General features: G+C 41.3%; 10 protein-coding genes. 8 read left to right on the top strand and 2 right to left on the bottom strand.

Features of this window, described 5'->3' with window-relative positions:
• Positions 1–20: 20 nt before the first annotated feature.
• Entirely contained in the window at positions 21–1130 is a 1110-nt protein-coding gene (gene malK / locus HWV00_RS14920; RefSeq protein WP_211682527.1) for a maltose/maltodextrin ABC transporter ATP-binding protein MalK, read from the bottom strand.
• Between the two features lie 396 nt (positions 1131–1526).
• On the opposite strand from malK, the gene malE reads away from it, so the two are divergent.
• The 4 genes from malE (at position 1527) to HWV00_RS14900 (ending at position 5888) form a co-directional block, all read left to right on the top strand.
• A complete protein-coding gene (gene malE, locus HWV00_RS14915) occupies positions 1527–2702 on the top strand; it encodes a maltose/maltodextrin ABC transporter substrate-binding protein MalE (protein ID WP_211682524.1) in 1176 nt (391 codons plus the stop codon).
• A 133-nt stretch (positions 2703–2835) separates the two neighbouring features.
• Positions 2836–4437 (top strand): maltose ABC transporter permease MalF, encoded by a 1602-nt coding sequence (malF, locus tag HWV00_RS14910; RefSeq protein WP_211682522.1) that lies wholly within the window; start codon positions 2836–2838, stop codon positions 4435–4437.
• Positions 4438–4473: 36 nt separating this feature from the next.
• Positions 4474–5364, top strand: coding sequence for a maltose ABC transporter permease MalG (malG, locus tag HWV00_RS14905; protein WP_211682520.1), 891 nt, complete (start codon positions 4474–4476; stop codon positions 5362–5364).
• Positions 5365–5639: 275 nt separating this feature from the next.
• Positions 5640–5888 carry a DUF3297 family protein gene (locus HWV00_RS14900; RefSeq protein WP_211682518.1) on the top strand — a complete coding sequence of 83 codons (249 nt, stop codon included), beginning with the start codon at positions 5640–5642 and terminating at the stop codon, positions 5886–5888.
• A gap of 110 nt (positions 5889–5998) precedes the next feature.
• On the opposite strand, the gene malT is transcribed toward HWV00_RS14900, so the two are convergent.
• Positions 5999–8710, bottom strand: coding sequence for an HTH-type transcriptional regulator MalT (gene malT, locus HWV00_RS14895; protein WP_211682515.1), 2712 nt, complete (start codon positions 8708–8710; stop codon positions 5999–6001).
• A 190-nt stretch (positions 8711–8900) separates the two neighbouring features.
• Between malT and HWV00_RS14890 the strand changes: the two genes are divergently transcribed.
• From HWV00_RS14890 to glgB, 4 genes are all read left to right on the top strand, one after another.
• The gene (locus HWV00_RS14890; protein WP_211682513.1) at positions 8901–10643 is read left to right on the top strand and encodes a glycoside hydrolase family 36 protein; all 1743 of its coding nucleotides are present in this window, start codon (positions 8901–8903) and stop codon (positions 10641–10643) included.
• A gap of 338 nt (positions 10644–10981) precedes the next feature.
• Positions 10982–13438, top strand: a complete 2457-nt coding sequence (locus HWV00_RS14885; protein WP_211686612.1) for a glycogen/starch/alpha-glucan phosphorylase — start codon at positions 10982–10984, stop codon at positions 13436–13438.
• Positions 13439–13456: 18 nt separating this feature from the next.
• On the top strand, positions 13457–15658 hold the full coding sequence (gene malQ, locus HWV00_RS14880; RefSeq protein WP_211682511.1) for a 4-alpha-glucanotransferase: 2202 nt from the start codon (positions 13457–13459) through the stop codon (positions 15656–15658).
• 107 nt (positions 15659–15765) lie between these two features.
• Entirely contained in the window at positions 15766–17700 is a 1935-nt protein-coding gene (gene glgB / locus HWV00_RS14875; protein ID WP_255554605.1) for a 1,4-alpha-glucan branching protein GlgB, read from the top strand.
• Positions 17701–17825: the final 125 nt, after the last annotated feature.

The following is a 17825-nucleotide window of genomic DNA, read 5'->3' as shown; positions in this document are numbered from 1 at the left end:
TTAATTATTTGAATATAAAACTAACTCGTCGTTTCTTGATACAAGCGCTGACACGCTAAACCATCTTTATGGAACAAGTGGCAACGGTGTGCTGGAATACCGATGTCTAACTTCTCGCCCGCATCAATAGATAGAGTATCTGCCACGCGATAAATAACATCGTCATTACAGCCTTCAATGTGCAAGTAAACTTGCGTTTCATTACCCAGTTTTTCTACCACGATAGTTTCACCCGTGATCACCACATCGGCACTTTCAACAGGGACTAAATGTTCTGGACGAATACCGAGGGTCATTTCATCTCCGGCGTTCACTGTTTTACCATCGACAGGGATCCAAATACTCTGGCAATTAGGTAGCAGTACTTCGACACGGTCAGCTTCAGTCGCTTGAATATTGACGTTAATGAAGTTCATTTTTGGTGAGCCAATAAAACCAGCGACAAAAATGTTTTTAGGGTAATGGTAAATATCTAATGGCGCGCCAACCTGAGCAACATTACCACCGTCAAGTACGACGATCTTATCTGCCATTGTCATCGCTTCAACTTGATCATGGGTCACGTAGATCATCGTGCAACCTAATTGCTTGTGCAGTTTCGCTAGTTCAATACGCATTTTTACACGTAATGCCGCATCTAAATTTGATAGTGGCTCATCTAACAAAAATACTTCTGGTTGTGATACCAAGGTACGGCCAATAGCAACGCGTTGACGTTGACCACCGGATAACGACTTTGGCTTACGATCGAGTAGTGGCGTTAGTTGCAGAATGTCTGCGGCATGTTTCACACGATCTTTGATTAGCTGTTTATCTGCTTTTGCTAACTTCAAACCAAACGACATGTTATCGGTTAAATCTAAATGTGGATAAAGCGCATAAGACTGGAATACCATGCCAACACCACGTTTCGACGGTTCAACATCATTCATGCGTTTGCCGCCAATAAACAGATCACCAGACGTTATATCTTCAAGTCCAGCAATGCAACGCAGTAAAGTTGACTTACCACAACCTGATGGACCAACGAATACAACAAACTCACCATCATTTATTTCAAGATCTACGTTTTTAGAAATAAGTACATCACCATATGCTTTACATACATTGTTTAACGTGACATTTGCCATCTCGTTAGTCCTTTTTATGATTAATTAGAATATCTTACACAGCATTATTCGATGTTGATAGTGTGTTTTATATGACCTTTATCTGCATCATCCTTGGCAAAAACTTTTAGGGTGGAGAAGATAGGAGGAGTGCATAGATCACATTTTAATAATGGTTGACTAATTATCACTCTAAATAGGTACCTTGTCGCGTTTTAGTGTGCGAGCCATCGCATTTTTATCGCCTTATTTGACCAACTCAGTAAAATTAATCGTTCAAGTTCACGCTTTTGGTTTTACCTGTACTAGGCGTAGGGTAAAGGAGGATGTTCACTATGGTGTTTTACATCACTATACCCTCCAACGCAGACAACTTGTCTGGTAAGTTTGAAAGCTAATTTAATAAGGATATAAGTGATGAGAAAAACCTTAACAGCGGTAGCACTACTAACTGCAATGAACTCTTTATCTGCCTATGCTGCTATTGAAGAAGGCCAGTTAACAATCTGGATTAACGGCGATAAAGGTTATAACGGTCTTGCTGAAGTAGGCAAGCAGTTTGAAGCTGATACTGGCATTAAGGTGACAGTTGCGCATCCAGATAGCTTACAAGACAAGTTCCCACAAGTAGCTGCAACGGGTGACGGTCCTGATATCGTATTTTGGGCTCATGACCGTTTTGGTGGTTATGCGCAAGCGGGTTTATTAGCCGAAATTAAACCATCGAAAGAACTGAAAGACAGCATGATTGACTTCACGTGGGATGCGGTTAAATACAACGGGAAATACATCGGTTACCCAGTTGCGGTTGAATCTCTTTCACTCATTTATAATAAAGATTTAGTTAAAACTCCACCAAAAAATTGGGAAGATGTAGCGACATTAGATAAGCAACTTAAAGCGCAGGGTAAATCTGCCATTATGTGGAATCTAAAAGAACCGTACTTCACTTGGCCGTTAATGGCGGCAGACGGTGGCTATGCATTTAAAACCAATGCTAATGGTTATGATGTGAAAGATTCAGGCGTGAATAATGCGGGTGTTAAAGGCAGTATGCAGTTAGTGCAAAACCTCATTGCTGATAAGGTTATTTCACCTGATATGGATTATTCAGTATCTGAATCAGAGTTTATTAAAGGCAATGTTGCAATGACTATTAATGGCCCTTGGTCATGGGGTAACGTAGACAAGTCTGATATTAATTATGGTGTTGCTGAATTGCCACAATTTAACGGCAGTCACTCTAAACCGTTTGTAGGTGTATTAACAGCGGGTATTAGTACTGCGTCGCCAAACAAAGATCTCGCGGTTGAGTTTATCGAAAACTACTTATTGACAGATGAAGGTCTGGCTCAAGTGAACAGTGATAAGCCATTAGGTGCTGTTGCATTGACGTCATACCAAGCGCAGTTAGCGACTGATAGCCGTATTGCTGCAACAATGAATAATGCGATGAACGGTGAAATTATGCCAAATATCCCACAGATGAGCGCATTTTGGAGTGCAACTAAAAATGCCATCATTAACATTGTTGATGGTCGTCAATCAATTGATGCTGCGTTAAGTGATGCTGAAAAGCAGATGACAAAGTAGTTCAAGGCTTTTTGTTTTAGTACTTTTTGTTTTATAACTTCCTGTCTTAATACTTTGTGAATTAACGATAGGAAGTCATGAGATATGAGGAGAGATTATCTCTCCTTTTGCTGTTTATGAGGTAGGTTCTTCCATGCAGACTGTTAAAGTAGCTGACATTCTCGGTGATGATACACCGGATGATCAATCGGCTTGCAACAAAGTCAATTCTCGATTTTTTTCTCCGCATTTTATTAAATGGTGCACCCTCACGCTTATTGGGTTAATGAATGGTTATGCGTCGGTATTGATGTATTCACGTGGTGAGACGTCATTTGCGGTCTTAACGCTTATTCTAACCTCGTTGGCTTTGTATATTTTTGGTAGTAAAAAGACCTACGCACACCGTTATATTTATCCGGGTGTGGCGGGCATGATCTTGTTTATTATTTTCCCTCTGGTGTACACGGTGGGTATCGCGTTTACTAATTACAGTGCTAAAAACCAGCTGTCGTTTGAACGTGCACAATCTGTTTTGCTGGATAATACCTATCAAAGTGGTGACAGCTATAAATTCGATTTGTACCGCAGTGAAAATGGTTATCGCCTTGCCGTTAAAGACGGTACGCAATTATTAGTGACGGATGAAATTAATTTAACGCAACCAAATAGCCGACGTTTGGTGCTTAGCGCAACAGATAGCGTGATTGGTAGCAAAGCGAAAATAAAAGACATTATCAAAAATCGCGCGATGTTAAACACCGTGGATTTAGTGTTGCCCAATGGCAATGCAATTCGGATGAGTGGGTTACGTAAATTTGCAGCTGTTCAGCCGCTTTACAGCCTCGAAAAAGACGGGACAACACTCGTTAATAATAAAGATAAAACCGTGTTAATTCCGAATATGGAAACAGGCTTTTATCAAACCATTGATGCGCAAGGTAACTATGTTGGTGACCCGTTATCACCTGGATTCACAGTGGTGATTGGCACGGCAAACTTTGAACGTATTTGGCAAGATGACGGGATTAAAGAACCGTTTATTAGTATTTTCTTTTGGACGATTATTTTTTCTGGACTCTCTGTTGTTGCCACCGTGATTATTGGTTTAGTGCTGGCAAGCATTGTGCAGTGGGAAGCATTACGCGGTCGTGCTATTTATCGCATGTTGTTAATTTTACCTTATGCGGTGCCATCATTTATTTCTATTCTGATTTTTAAAGGTTTGTTCAACCAAAGCTTCGGTGAAATTAATATGGTGTTAGAAGCTATGTTTGGTCTGTCGCCAAGTTGGTTCTCTGACCCTGTTTCGGCCAAAGCCATGGTATTGATGGTGAATATTTGGCTTGGTTTCCCGTACATGATGATTTTAAGCATGGGTATGTTGAAATCGATTCCAGATGATTTATACGAAGCATCGGCATTGGATGGCGCAGGACCACTGCAAAACTTCAAGAACATTACTTTCCCAATGATGATGAAACCATTATTACCATTAATGATTGCCAGCTTCTCGTTTAACTTTAATAACTTTGTATTAATTCAATTGTTAACGCAAGGTGGACCAAACATGATTGGTACGAGTGAGCCTGCGGGTTATACCGACTTGTTGGTTAACTACACTTATCGCATTGCTTTTGAAGGTGCTGGTGGCCAAGACTTTGGTTTAGCTAGTGCAATTACCACGCTTATCTTCTTGTTAGTGGGTGGTTTAGCGCTCTTTAACTTACGTTTCACCAAGCTGTCAGAAAAATAATCAGCGCAATAACTAACAAAAATAAGGAGTAATAATATGGCGATGGTACAAGGGAAATCATTAAAATATCGAGTGTGGGCTGCTCATCTAGCACTTTGCGCATTATTGGTGGTGATTATTTTTCCATTGATTATGGTAGTGGCAATTTCATTACGTGAAGGTAATTTTGCAACGGGCGGCATTATCCCGACATCCCCGACCTTAGATCACTGGCGCTTAGCGCTAGGCTTCTCGGTAACAAATGCGGATGGCAGTATTACACCACCGCCATTTCCTGTGTTGTTGTGGTTGTGGAACTCGGTAAAAGTTGCGTCTATATCGGCGGTGATGATTGTGGCGTTATCGACAACGTCTGCTTATGCGTTTGCACGCTTACGTTTCAGCGGTAAAGACACGATCTTAAAAGCGATGATGATTTTCCAGATGTTCCCTGCAGTATTAGCACTGGTAGCGTTATATGCTTTATTCGATAAGTTAGGTCAGTATGTGCCTTTCTTGGGACTGAATACCCACGGTGGTCTAATCTTCGCCTACCTTGGCGGTATTGCACTGCATGTATGGACGATTAAAGGTTATTTCGAGTCGATTGATGGTTCATTAGAAGAGGCTGCCGCATTGGATGGCGCTACGCCTTGGCAAGCATTCCGTTTGGTACTATTGCCTTTGTCGGTGCCAATCTTAGCGGTGGTATTCATCCTTGCGTTTATCGCTGCGGTAACAGAAGTGCCAGTGGCCTCGCTATTATTGTCTGACGTGAATAATTATACCTTGGCGGTTGGTATGCAACAGTACTTGTATCCGCAAAACTACCTTTGGGGTGACTTTGCTGCAGCTGCTGTGTTGTCTGCATTACCAATCACGGTTGTCTTTTTACTTGCGCAGCGCTGGTTAGTGGGCGGTTTAACGTCTGGTGGTGTGAAAGGGTAAACGTAGTGAACCTGCTATGATGCCTATTTAACGATTACCTCTACAGTTATAATGAAAGCCAGCGGACGATACACGCTTTGTTAAAAAGGTGTTTGTCCGCTGGCTTTATTTTTTGATATGTTGAAGGCTATTTAAGAGTTATTCGCAACGCGTGATATTTTTAGAAGCATTTGAGTGTTTAGGATACGAGGGGTTAACATTTATTACAGCGGCCCTTGAGCGTTAGGCCTATATTGTCTACAATGGCGCACTTTTATTTATAACAGGTCACGAACATGAACGACACTACATCGAAACCAGCTTTACCAGATCACCTTTCGGGTAACCCTCGCAGCCCACACCATGATGAAGCTGTTTTTCAGTACGACATTGGTATTATGCTTAACGGCAAAGAGCGCTTCGATGTTGAAGAATATTGCATCAGTGAAGGCTGGGTAAAAGTGCCATCGCACAAAGCATTAGACCGTCGTGGTCAACCGCTTATGATGACGATGAAAGGAACTGTTGAAGCGTTTTATAAATAAACGATATCAATGAAAAATCGATAGCTTAGTCAACAGTAATCCCCTTACTGTTTTGCATAATAATTAAGTTATCGTTAAAGGGCCTATAGAAATGTAGGCCCTTTATATTATTAATACCCGATCATCTTCAATAAGTTCTCTGCTGTTTCAATTGCTTCTTTACGATTGGCAATATTTAATTTCTGATAAAGATTACGAATATGCGTTTTAATGGTTGTTGACGCCACATCTAATTCTATGGAAATTTGCTCATTGCTATAACGAGAATAAATTAATCCCAGAACTTGCCACTCGCGGTGAGTCAGTGGGCTCGTTCGAATAAGCTCTGGTACTTCGTGGCTGTTTAGCAGTTTATGTACAAAATCTTTATCAAAATAAACCGCGCGGCTATGGCGTTTTATCGACATTTCAGCCAGTAATTTCTCTGCACGATAACGTTCTAACTCTGCCATCTTACCTTGCTTTAATAAGCCGTTCAGCAGCTCTGCAATGACTTTGGCATCAATTAAAAAGTCGCAAATAGAACTCGTCGTATTAGCTAACGTCAGGGCAATTTTTAATTTCTCTAATGCCTTTTCTTGATTGTTTGATTGGCTATAAAGTACGGCTTCTAACGTCGCATTTTTTTGCTGTTCAAATACCAATTGATAGTCTGTCGCGGCTTGTTGTAAATGATCTAGAGTCTGGAGCGCTTGCGTGTAGTTTTCTGTGAGCATATAAGCTCTGGCAACATTACGTCCGTGGCTTTGTGTAAAGTGATTACACGCATTTTCTGCGACAGGCTGGCTTTGTGTTAGCCATTGTTCTGCCTTGCTGTGTAGGCCTTTTGCTTGCCAATATAACAATTGAGAAAAATTGGCATTTGCTATCCAGTCGGCATGATAATCTGACTGGTCGATAAGCTCGCCACATAAGTCGATATAACGACCTGCTTTATCGAGTTCACCACGGGATAAATGCACACGGGCTAAGATGGCATACGACTGTAAATGTTTTGATTGGCTATATTCTGGCAGTACATTTAAGCCTTTGTGCGCAAATTCTTCAGCGAGATCTAAATGATTCCAACGCCAATAAATTTGACTGCGAATACGTTGTGAAAATTCGTATAAAGGCAGTTGTTGTAAGTGCTGTTTTTCAGCCAATTGGTCGGCACTATCGAGTAATTCAAATGCAGATTGGATATGACCTTGTGCAATCAAAATCTCACTTTGTTGTAATAGAGTCCAAAGAGCTTGTGGGTAAACGTGGTATTGACGCGCCATGCGTTCTGCTTGTTGCATCACGGATAACGCGCGATCTAAATGACCGAGTACATGGTTTACTTCACCAATCACTGAGGTGGCGACAATTCGACTACGATAATTGCTTGGATCTAATTGTTCCAAGGCATTTTCAGCCAGTTGTAGGGCCACTTTAGGAGTGTTCTGATTCATGGCCACTTGTGCTCGCAGGGCATTAAACTCGCCTTGTTGTGCTCGTGTCAATTCGATATTACGTTGCTTTAACTCAGTTAATGCTTGTGCTAATAAATCACCTACTTGATCATAACTGTGTTGGCTTTGCGCTAACCAAGCTTGTAATAATGGTAAACGGGGACTCTGATATAAGGTATCAGGTTGTAACTGACCAATGGTCGTTTCTAAGTTTGCTAACTCACCGCGATTAAACATGTGCCAGCCGTGTGTTGATAAAATATCAGCAATTAAGGCGCTGTCTTTAGCTCGTTGAGCGTGGAATAACGCTTGCTGGGCATTGTCGTGTTTAAGCCAAGCGCGAGCTGCATCTTTATGTAATTGCTTACTGCTCTGCGCAAGCTTGGTTCGACGCTGGTGTTTTAAAAAATCAGCAAATAAATTTTGGAAGCGGTACCAGTTTTGTTCGCCTTCTAGCGAATGTAAAAACAAACCGTGTTTATCTAACGACTCTAATAGATTGTTTGCTTCAATATCATCTAAGAATTCGGTGATTAAACTGGTATTAAAAATATTAAAGACAGAGCATTGCATGAGAAATATTTGTAATGGTTTGTCTAATAAATTAAAGACTTCTTCAGCAAGGTAGTCCCACAAGTGAGAAGGGTTAAGTTGTGATAACCATTCTGTCGATTCGGCTAAACTATGCTTTTTTTGTTTCACCTGCAGTGCGATTAGTTGCAAGGCCGAAGGCCAGCCTTCAATTTTTTGTTGAACAGCTTGGACTTGTTCAGGGCTGATTGAAAAGTTAATCCGTTGTTGGAAAAACTGGACTATTTCCTCGTCATCAAATGCAAGGTACTCACTGTCTAATTCGATTAATTGGTCACGTACACGCAGGTTTGCGGTGTTTAATGGCGGTAAAGTTCGGCTGGTGACAACGATGGTGCAGTTATTTGGCATGTATTTTAAGAAAAAACGCAGGCCCTCGTGTATCTCATCGTTATTAATACAATGGTAGTCATCCAATACCAAATAAAATTCACTTTGATAGTGCGCCAACTCTGCAAATAATTCACTGAATAAATTGGGCAGTGAGCTGTACTGTCGACGTTCAGCTAATGCTTGAGAATTGATACAGGATTGCTCGGTAACTTTGTTAATCGCTTGAATAAAATAGTTCACAAAGCGGAACGTATCGTTATCGGTTTCATCGATATTAAACCAACCAACTTGGCTTTGATCTTTGAGCCATTGTGCAGCCATCGTGGTTTTTCCATACCCAGCTGGAGAGCGGAACAATACTAATTTATTAAAGGGGGCATCTTGTAGCTGTGTGAGTACACGTGTGCGTGAAATTGAATTATGTAAGCGACTTGGCCTGTTTAATTTAGATGCGATCCACATAGTTACTCTTTATAGTTTCGATTAGTATCGTATAAGGGTAACCCAAAAGGACTATTGAAATGGTGATGTAGCCTTTTGTTGTTTCATTTTGTTACATTCAAACAGCACAATAATGACATTTATATCACCGAAAAATTGTGATGAGGAGTAACTTGTGATTTTGCTTTGATAATATCGATAAGGTTTTCACATGACTGCGATGGTATTTACTCATACTCAAGTTGCAATTCCGGTTCAATCAGACTTAGATTATGTACTAAAAAATGATCAAATAACGATGCAATTTACAGGTGTTAATAACCAGCGAATTGATGATCATTTTCCTGTACTACAATTCCCGATTCAAATTGAGACGAATGCTAAAATTCTCGGTGATGGTTTTCAAATGCTTGCTCAAACGAGTGGGCAACTTAACGCATTGAAAGATATTGGTCGTTGCCCTGATAATAATGTGAGTTATCGCTTATATTCAGCGCAGGCTCAGAAGCGTTTCTATAATTATCTGGTGATAGAAGAAACGGATGGATTTACGCTTTTTGGGTTTACTTCTTGTCATCGGTTTGCTGGTTATTTTGAGATCAATCAAGTGCAAACGGTTACCACGGTCATCGCTTATCTTGATGGTGAGCATACCCAGTCACAAGATTGGTCTACGAATTTGATGGAAGCTGTCACGGTGATTAAATCGAATTCACTTGCAGATGCTTATGCTTGTTACGTTGCAAAAATTCAGCAAAATCATCCCCTCCGCCCCGGTGTTAAAGTTGATGCACCAATTGGTTGGTGCTCTTGGTATGCGTATTATGCACAGGTAACGCAGCAGCATGTTTTGGATAATGTTGATGTTATGTGTCAGACCCAGTCTGAACTTGAGTGGGTGCTGTTAGATGATGGTTATCAGGCGTTCATGGGGGACTGGTTAACACCATCAGATAAATTTCCTCAGGGTATTAAAGCTTTATTACGATCGATTAAGGAAAAGGGGAAAAAACCAGCAATTTGGCTTGCTCCATTTATTGCGCAACCTGAGTCGAGCGTTTTTAAAGAGCACCCAGACTGGTTTGTACGGCATGCCAACGGTGAATTATTAAAAGCGGAAGATATTACGTATGGCGGCTGGCGTTGTACGCCTTGGTATATACTTGATACTTCGAATATTGAGGTGCAGCGTCATTTAACTGCTGTTGTTCGAACCATGAAAGAAGACTGGGGTGTGGCGTTATTTAAATTAGATGCAAACTATTGGGGGAGTTTACGTGGCCAACGAATGCAAGCGGGAATGACGGGAATTGAAGCGTACCGTCTAGGGATGCAAGCTATCATTGATGGTGCTGGAGATGCGCTCATTCTTGGTTGTAATGCGCCAATGTGGCCGTCCCTCGGATTAGTAGATGCAATGCGTGTTTCTGATGATGTTGAACGTCGTCCAGAGCGTTTTCAACAGATAGCCAAAGAGACGTTTTATCGCAGTTGGCAACATCGGCAATTATGGCAAATAGATCCTGACTGTATCACTTTAATATCATTAACCGACCAAGGTACTGAGCAAGCTAACTATGAATTTCATCGCGATGTTGTTTTAGCCGCGGGAGGAGTTACATTATCAGGTGATCCCTTACCCGCCTTAAATGACTTTGCTAAACAGACATGGAAAGCATTGCTGGAACGTCAACAATTGAGTCAAGAATCCGCGCAGTTTCAATCGCTTTCCATTTGTCATAGCTGGTTGCTTTTAGCACATCAGCACGAACTTCATTGTTTATTTAATTATGCAGAAAGCAAGGCTACTGTTCATACACTTAAAGTTGATTTTACGGCTATTTGGCGAGATTTTTGGACTGGTGAGCTTTTGCATGCTGAACCTACAAATACATTTACAGTAAGCCTTGATAAAGGACTTAATAGTCGCGCTATCGTAGCAATGCGTGTTTAATAATCGTTTTTATTCTTATACTTTGAGACTGTTTTATTAAATCTTATTCGCTTGCTTTATTTCCTTCATATTTAGGCAAGCGAATTGAGATTAAGAGAAGTAAATAACACGATTCAAATCACTGTTATTCACATATCCCCCCCCATAAATTGCGAACTCTATCACGCTCACTGATAAATAAACGCGTCTACGCCTAAACTACTCCTCCTTTAATTTATAAGCGTAGGAGGATGCTGATATTTACCGATTAAGACAAGATGACCACATTGACTTTTTACTTAATTTTAAATTTTTGGTTAGCCTTAAAACCGAATGCAGCATAAATATTAGGATGTATGATGAAATCGACAGTAAATAAAAGCTTTGATAAGACAGCATTTCAAGCCGCGGTGAATAAATATCTAGCAACCAAATTGGTCACATCACCCGATCAAGCAAGTGCCTATACTTGGCGTTTAGCAATGGAATATGCGTTGGCAGAAACAACGACCATGAATTTACTGGCGACAGAACAAGATAGCAAAATAAAAAATGCCCGCAGTGTTAATTACCTTTCTCTCGAATTTTTAATTGGCCGCCTTACAGGTAACAACCTGATCAGCATGGGTTTGTATGAAGACGTTACGGCTGCGATGGCAGAGTTTGGTCAAAACCTCACTGACTTATTAGAAGAAGAACGTGATCCTGCGTTAGGTAACGGGGGATTAGGTCGTCTTGCTGCTTGCTTTATGGATTCACTCGCAGCGGAAGAATACCCTGCAGTTGGTTATGGATTGCATTATGAATACGGCTTATTTAAGCAAAGTTTTAATGAAGGTCGCCAACAAGAAACACCAGATGTATGGCGTGATGACGCGGGTTATCCTTGGGAAGTTATTCGCCCAGAATTAGCTCAAAAAGTTGGCTTTTACGGTTACGTAGAAGAGTATACAGATAGCAGTGATATCACGCACCGACGTTGGGTCCCAAGTTTAAATGTTGAAGGCATGGCGTGGGATTTACCGATTGTGGGCTATAACAATAACTCTGTGTATCCGTTGCGTTTGTGGGAGTGTCGAGCACCAGCGCCGTTTAACTTAATGCGTTTTGACGAAGGTAATTATGTTGAAGCACAGGCTAGTAATATTCAAGCGGGTAATCTGACTAAAGTATTATACCCAAATGATAATCATGATAAGGGTAAAGAGCTGCGACTAATGCAGCAATACTTCCACTGTGCTTGCTCGGTAGCGGATATATTACGCCGTCATAAAGCAGCTGGGCATGCCATCGCTGATTTAGCTAAATTAGAGTCAATTCAACTTAATGACACACATCCGACAATTGCTATTCCTGAGCTATTGCGAATATTGCTAGATGAACATAAGTTAAGTTGGGATGACGCGTGGGCGATTAGCTCAAAAACATTTGCTTATACTAATCATACCTTGTTGCCTGAAGCGCTAGAAACATGGGGTGAACAATTAATGAAAACCTTGTTACCTCGTCATATGGAAATTATTTTTGATATTAATTTACGCTTGATGGGCGCTGTATCAGATAAATGGCCGGGTGATATTGAGAAGCTACGTAAATTATCAATCATTCAAGAAGGTGGCGAACGTCGAGTGCGCATGGCGAACTTATGTGTTGCCAGTACGTATGCTGTGAACGGTGTTGCTGCGATGCATTCAGCTCTCGTTAAACGTGATTTATTTCCAGAGTTTAATGAGTTGTTTCCGGGGCGATTACATAATGTCACCAACGGTGTGACCCCACGTCGTTGGTTGAAGTTCTGTAACCCGCAGTTGTCGGCATTAATCAGCAGTAAAATTGGCACTAGTTGGATCAAAGATTTGGACCAATTACAGAAGCTAGAAAAATTTGCCGATGACAGTCAATTCCAAGCTGACTTTATGCGTGTTAAAAAAGCCAACAAGCAACGTTTAGCTGATTGGGTTGCTGAGAATATGGGGATCACGCTGAACCCGGATGCAATCTTTGATGTACAGATTAAGCGTCTGCATGAATATAAACGTCAGCACCTTAATTTATTGCATATTTTGTCTTTGTATCACCGTTTAATTAACGATGCTGATTTCAAAATGCAACCAAGGGTGTTTATTTTTGCTTCAAAAGCAGCGCCAGGGTATGAGCTAGCTAAAGAAATTATCTTTGCGATTAACAAGGTAGCAGAAAAGATTAACAATGATCCGCGAATAGGTGATACCTTGAAAGTAGTATTTCTGCCTGATTACCGCGTGAGTTTAGCGGAGATCATTATCCCTGCTGCGGATGTATCAGAACAGATTTCAACGGCTGGTAAAGAAGCATCGGGTACCGGTAATATGAAAATGGCACTTAATGGCGCATTAACGATCGGTACGATGGATGGTGCGAATGTTGAGATCCGTGAAGAAGTGGGTGATGACAATATCTTCATCTTTGGTTTGAATGTTGATGAAGTACAAGCACTGCAGGCTCAAGGTTATAATACGTATCATTATTATGACTCAGACAAGTTGTTGCGTGAATCATTAGACTTATTACTGGGTGATGAGTTTACACCTGGGCAACCAGGATTACTGAATGCAACACGTCATAGCTTGTTAGAAGGGGGAGACCCGTATTTGGTACTTGCAGATTTTGCTGATTACGCTCAGACGCAAGCACGCATTGATAAGCAATATTGTGATCAACAGGGTTGGGCAAAAATGGCAATTTTAAATACAGCGCGTAATGGTAAATTTAGCTCTGATCGTAGTATTCGTGATTATGCTAACAACATCTGGCAATTAAATGCGGTTAGTCGCTAAATATTCATGGAGGATAAAATGGAACAAAGTAATGTGCTGAAAGAAGTTGCTAAACAAGCGGGTATCGCAGATAGCTATACCAATGCTTGGGGTAATAATGAATTCGTGTCTACTGAGACGCTAACAAGTTTATTAGCTGCACTTGGCTATGATACGACATCTGATAAATCGCTATTAGCGTCGGCAGAGAAAAAGCAGCAAAAATTAATTTTAGACACAGTTAAAGTTGTTAAAGATGGCGAACCGATTCATATCGAGTTGAATTTAGGCGCAAGTGCGCGAATCAGTGACTTTAGCTGGCAGTTAGAAACAGAGCAGGGCGAAGTGATTGAAGGTTATTTACAGTCACAAATTATCGCTGATTTACGTCACGAAGGGGGAGCTATTACGTTCTCATTACCGAGTGATTTAGCATTGGGTTATCATCAATTACAGGTATTACGCCGTCGTCGTAAATCACCGTATGAAATGACGTTAATTGTTACGCCAAAAGCGTGTTACAAACAGCCTGCTATTGAACAAGGCACGAAGTCTTGGGGCCCTAGTGTACAGTTATATACATTAAAAACAGATCATAACTGGGGTGTTGGTGATTTTGGTGACCTGAAACAGTTGGTTGCGGATATTGCAGCACGTGGTGGCGATTTTGTTGGCTTAAATCCGATCCACTCGTTATTTCCTGCGAACCCTGAAGGCGCGAGCCCTTATAGCCCGTCATCTCGACGTTGGTTAAACCTATTATATATTGATGTGAGTGCTGTCCCTGAGTTTGCATTATGTACTGCTGCCCAACAGCGTGTTGGCAGTAGTGAGTTCCAGCAAGGGTTACATGCGGTACGTGCAACAGAGTGGGTTGATTACAGCGAAGTATCACGTTTAAAAATGAGCGTGTTACCTCTGTTGTTTACCGAGTTTCAGCAGCGCCATTTAGCGAATGATAGTCAGCGCGCGCAAGCGTTTGCCGCGTTTGTAGCTAAAGGTGGTCATAGTTTATTACATCAAGCGACATTTGATGCACTGCATCAACATTTACACGACAAAGATGATAGCGTTTGGGGTTGGCAGGTATTCCCAGCGGAATTCCGAGATATAAACAGTCCGGCTGTGGCTCGCTTTATTAAACAAAATCAACCTGCGATTCAGTTATATATGTACCTACAGTGGGTTGCGGATGAGCAGATTGCTGATGTACAAAAATTTGCGTTAGCACAAGGCATGAACATGGGTCTTTACCGTGATCTTGCTGTTGGTGTTGCGGATAGTGGCGCAGAAGTATGGGCTGATACTGGTACATTATGTCAAGACGTTAGTATTGGTGCGCCACCGGATGTATTAGGGCCATTAGGACAAAACTGGGGCTTGCCACCGTTAAATCCTGCGGAGTTAATCGCGACAAGTTACGATGCCTTTATTCAATTGTTACGTGCCAATATGCAGCATTGCGGTGCATTACGTATCGACCATGTATTAGGTTTATTGCGTTTGTGGTGGATCCCGAAAGGTGAAAGCGCAACATCTGGGGCTTACATGTATTACCCAGTGCAAGATATGTTAGCGATTTTGGCTTTAGAAAGTCATCGTCATCAATGTGCAGTGATCGGTGAAGATTTAGGTACCGTACCAGATGAAATTGTTAGCTTGTTAAGTGATGCGGGTATTCATTCTTATAAAGTCTTCTTTTTTGAAACAGCGGAAGACGGTGGTTATTACTCCCCAGCACATTATCAGCCGCAGTCAATGGCTACCTTATGTACTCATGATATGCCGACGTTACGTGGTTTCTGGCATTGTGAAGATCTAAAATTAGGCCACACGATTGGTTTGTATCCAGACCAATCACAATTAAATGGCTTGTTTGATGACCGCAGTAAATCAAAACAAGAAATTTTAAATAGCGTGTCATGGCATGGTAAGTTAGCCGAGAGTGTCGGTCGTAATGCGAGTTATGTACCAATGGATCAGGCGTTAAGTAATAGCTTACAATTACACCTTGCTGCAGGCTCTAGCAGTCTGTTAAGTTTGCAGTTAGAAGATTGGTTAGAAATGGACAAACCGGTGAATATTCCGGGCACGACAGATGAGTATCCTAACTGGCGTCGTAAATTATCAACGACGTTAGATGATATGTTTAGCTGTCCAAATGTTAATTACTTAACCACCGCATTGACTGCGACACGGGCAAAGGCTAGTCGTGAACATGCGATCGATGAGTCTGCATAGTCTGTTATTAAGTTAGCGAATGCGAGTCATTTTAAATTATAAATTCAACAAGGAGTCTGGTTTACCGGCCTCCTTGTTTTGCTTCAATGCAGGAGAAGGAAATTTCAATGCAATTGGTTGCTAATGTGGCGGTGATCCACAATCTTGAAGAATATCCTGACTTGATGCCAAGTATGGATACTCTACACTCACCAAAATTAATGCATAAAGAAATGGGCGCGCAATGCGTCAGCTTTATGCATGCTGGTGAACAAATATCAGGTGTACGTTTTCTTGTTTTTGCACCACACGCCAGCAAAGTCAGTGTGATTGGTGATTTTAATCACTGGAATACTAACGACCATGCTTTGCGTCAACTGGATGCGGGATTATGGGGGGTATTCATTGCAGATCTTAATGTAGGTGAGCGTTATAAATTTGCAATTGTTGATAGTCAGGGTAAAAGTTTGCCGCATAAAGCAGACCCATGGGGATCACATGCCGAGCAATATCCGTCGTTTGCCTCTTTGGTATATAGACAAGACAATTACCAGTGGCAAGACAGTGCATGGCAACAGCGAGCAGTGACAGAAAAACATAAACAGGCATTATCATTTTATGAGTTGCATGTTGGTTCGTGGTTACGTAATGACGATGGTGAGTTTTTAACATATCGAGAGTTGGCCGCAAAGCTGATCCCGTATTTACAGAAAATGCATTATACCCATGTCGAATTGATGCCAATATCAGAGCATCCGTTTTATGGTTCGTGGGGTTATCAACCGATAGGTATGTTTGCGCCTACGAGCCGTTTTGGCCATCCCGATGATTTTAAGTTCTTTGTTGATCAATGCCATCAAGCGGGTATTGGCGTCATTATTGATTGGGTGCCTGCTCATTATCCTGAAGATGATCATGGTCTCACTAATTTTGATGGTACAGCACTGTTTAATGATCCTGACCCAAAACGAGGTTGGCATCAAGACTGGAAAAGTTATATCTATGACTGCGGCAAGGATCATGTTCAGCGATTCTTAGTGTCGAATAGTTTGTATTGGTTAGAACAGTTCCATATTGATGGTCTGCGTGTTGATGCGGTTGCCTCAATGTTATACCTCGATTATTCCCGTAATGATGGAGAATGGATACCAAACTGCGATGGCGGTAATCATAACTACGACACCATTAAAGTATTAAAATGGATGAACGAAGAAGTGTATAACCATTTTCCTAATGCTATGACGATTGCTGAAGAGTCAACGGCATTTTCTGGTGTATCTAAGCCTACTTTTTTAGGCGGACTAGGCTTTGGTTTTAAATGGAATATGGGCTGGATGCACGATAGCTTGAGTTATATGCAAGAAGACGCTATCAATCGTCAATATCATCACGATACCATCACGTTCCCGTTAGTTTATGCGTTTAGTGAAAATTATGTCTTAGCCTTATCCCACGATGAAGTGGTGTATGGTAAGGGATCATTGCTGGGTAAAATGCCCGGTGATGAATGGCAGAAGTTTGCCAACCTACGTGCTTACATGGGTTATATGTACGGACAGCCGGGTAAAAAACTCAATTTCATGGGGACAGAAATAGCACAATCTCGCGAGTGGAACCATGATGCGGAGTTGGATTGGGCGTTATTACAAGAACCTAACAATGCGGGTGTACAGCAGCTAATTGCAAACTTAAATCAGTTATATCAACATGAAGCGGCGTTGTATCAACGTGATTGTGATCCATCAGGTTTTGAATGGCGATTACAAGATGATAACGCTGACAGTGTTTTAGCCCATGAACGTATTGGCGATAACGGCGAACGTATTTTAGTTATCAGTAACTTTACCCCGATACCAAGAGATAATTTCCGTTTGGGAGTGCCGAATGCTGGGCGTTATGAGCTGCTATTAAATACGGATGCTGAGAGTTATGCAGGCAGCAATTACCCCGTCGTATTGAGTGCAGGTAGCGATAAAGTGCAGAGTCAAGGACTGACGGACTCACTACGGTTAACGTTACCACCGTTATCGACTGTATTTTATCGTTGGTATCCAGTGAATTAGTACGAAATTGTTTAAAATCGTATGAATGAATAAAACCAGCCTTGTGCTGGTTTTTTTAGATGTTTAGCTAAATGTTACTCTGTCGAATTGACATTTATTTGACATCGGTTGGTTAAAATAAGGGT

The sequence above is a fragment of the Moritella sp. 24 genome, from assembly GCF_018219155.1.
Classification (GTDB): domain Bacteria; phylum Pseudomonadota; class Gammaproteobacteria; order Enterobacterales; family Moritellaceae; genus Moritella.
Note: the sequence above shows the minus strand (reverse complement) of the source record. Positions and strands in the feature narration are given on the sequence as shown.

Coding starts and splice junctions, on each gene's coding strand:
- malK (WP_211682527.1), bottom strand. CDS start 1,130: ATGGCAAATGTCACGTTAAACAATGTATGTAAAGCATATGGTGATGTA.
- malE (WP_211682524.1), top strand. CDS start 1,527: ATGAGAAAAACCTTAACAGCGGTAGCACTACTAACTGCAATGAACTCT.
- malF (WP_211682522.1), top strand. CDS start 2,836: ATGCAGACTGTTAAAGTAGCTGACATTCTCGGTGATGATACACCGGAT.
- malG (WP_211682520.1), top strand. CDS start 4,474: ATGGCGATGGTACAAGGGAAATCATTAAAATATCGAGTGTGGGCTGCT.
- HWV00_RS14900 (WP_211682518.1), top strand. CDS start 5,640: ATGAACGACACTACATCGAAACCAGCTTTACCAGATCACCTTTCGGGT.
- malT (WP_211682515.1), bottom strand. CDS start 8,710: ATGTGGATCGCATCTAAATTAAACAGGCCAAGTCGCTTACATAATTCA.
- HWV00_RS14890 (WP_211682513.1), top strand. CDS start 8,901: ATGACTGCGATGGTATTTACTCATACTCAAGTTGCAATTCCGGTTCAA.
- HWV00_RS14885 (WP_211686612.1), top strand. CDS start 10,982: ATGAAATCGACAGTAAATAAAAGCTTTGATAAGACAGCATTTCAAGCC.
- malQ (WP_211682511.1), top strand. CDS start 13,457: ATGGAACAAAGTAATGTGCTGAAAGAAGTTGCTAAACAAGCGGGTATC.
- glgB (WP_255554605.1), top strand. CDS start 15,766: ATGCAATTGGTTGCTAATGTGGCGGTGATCCACAATCTTGAAGAATAT.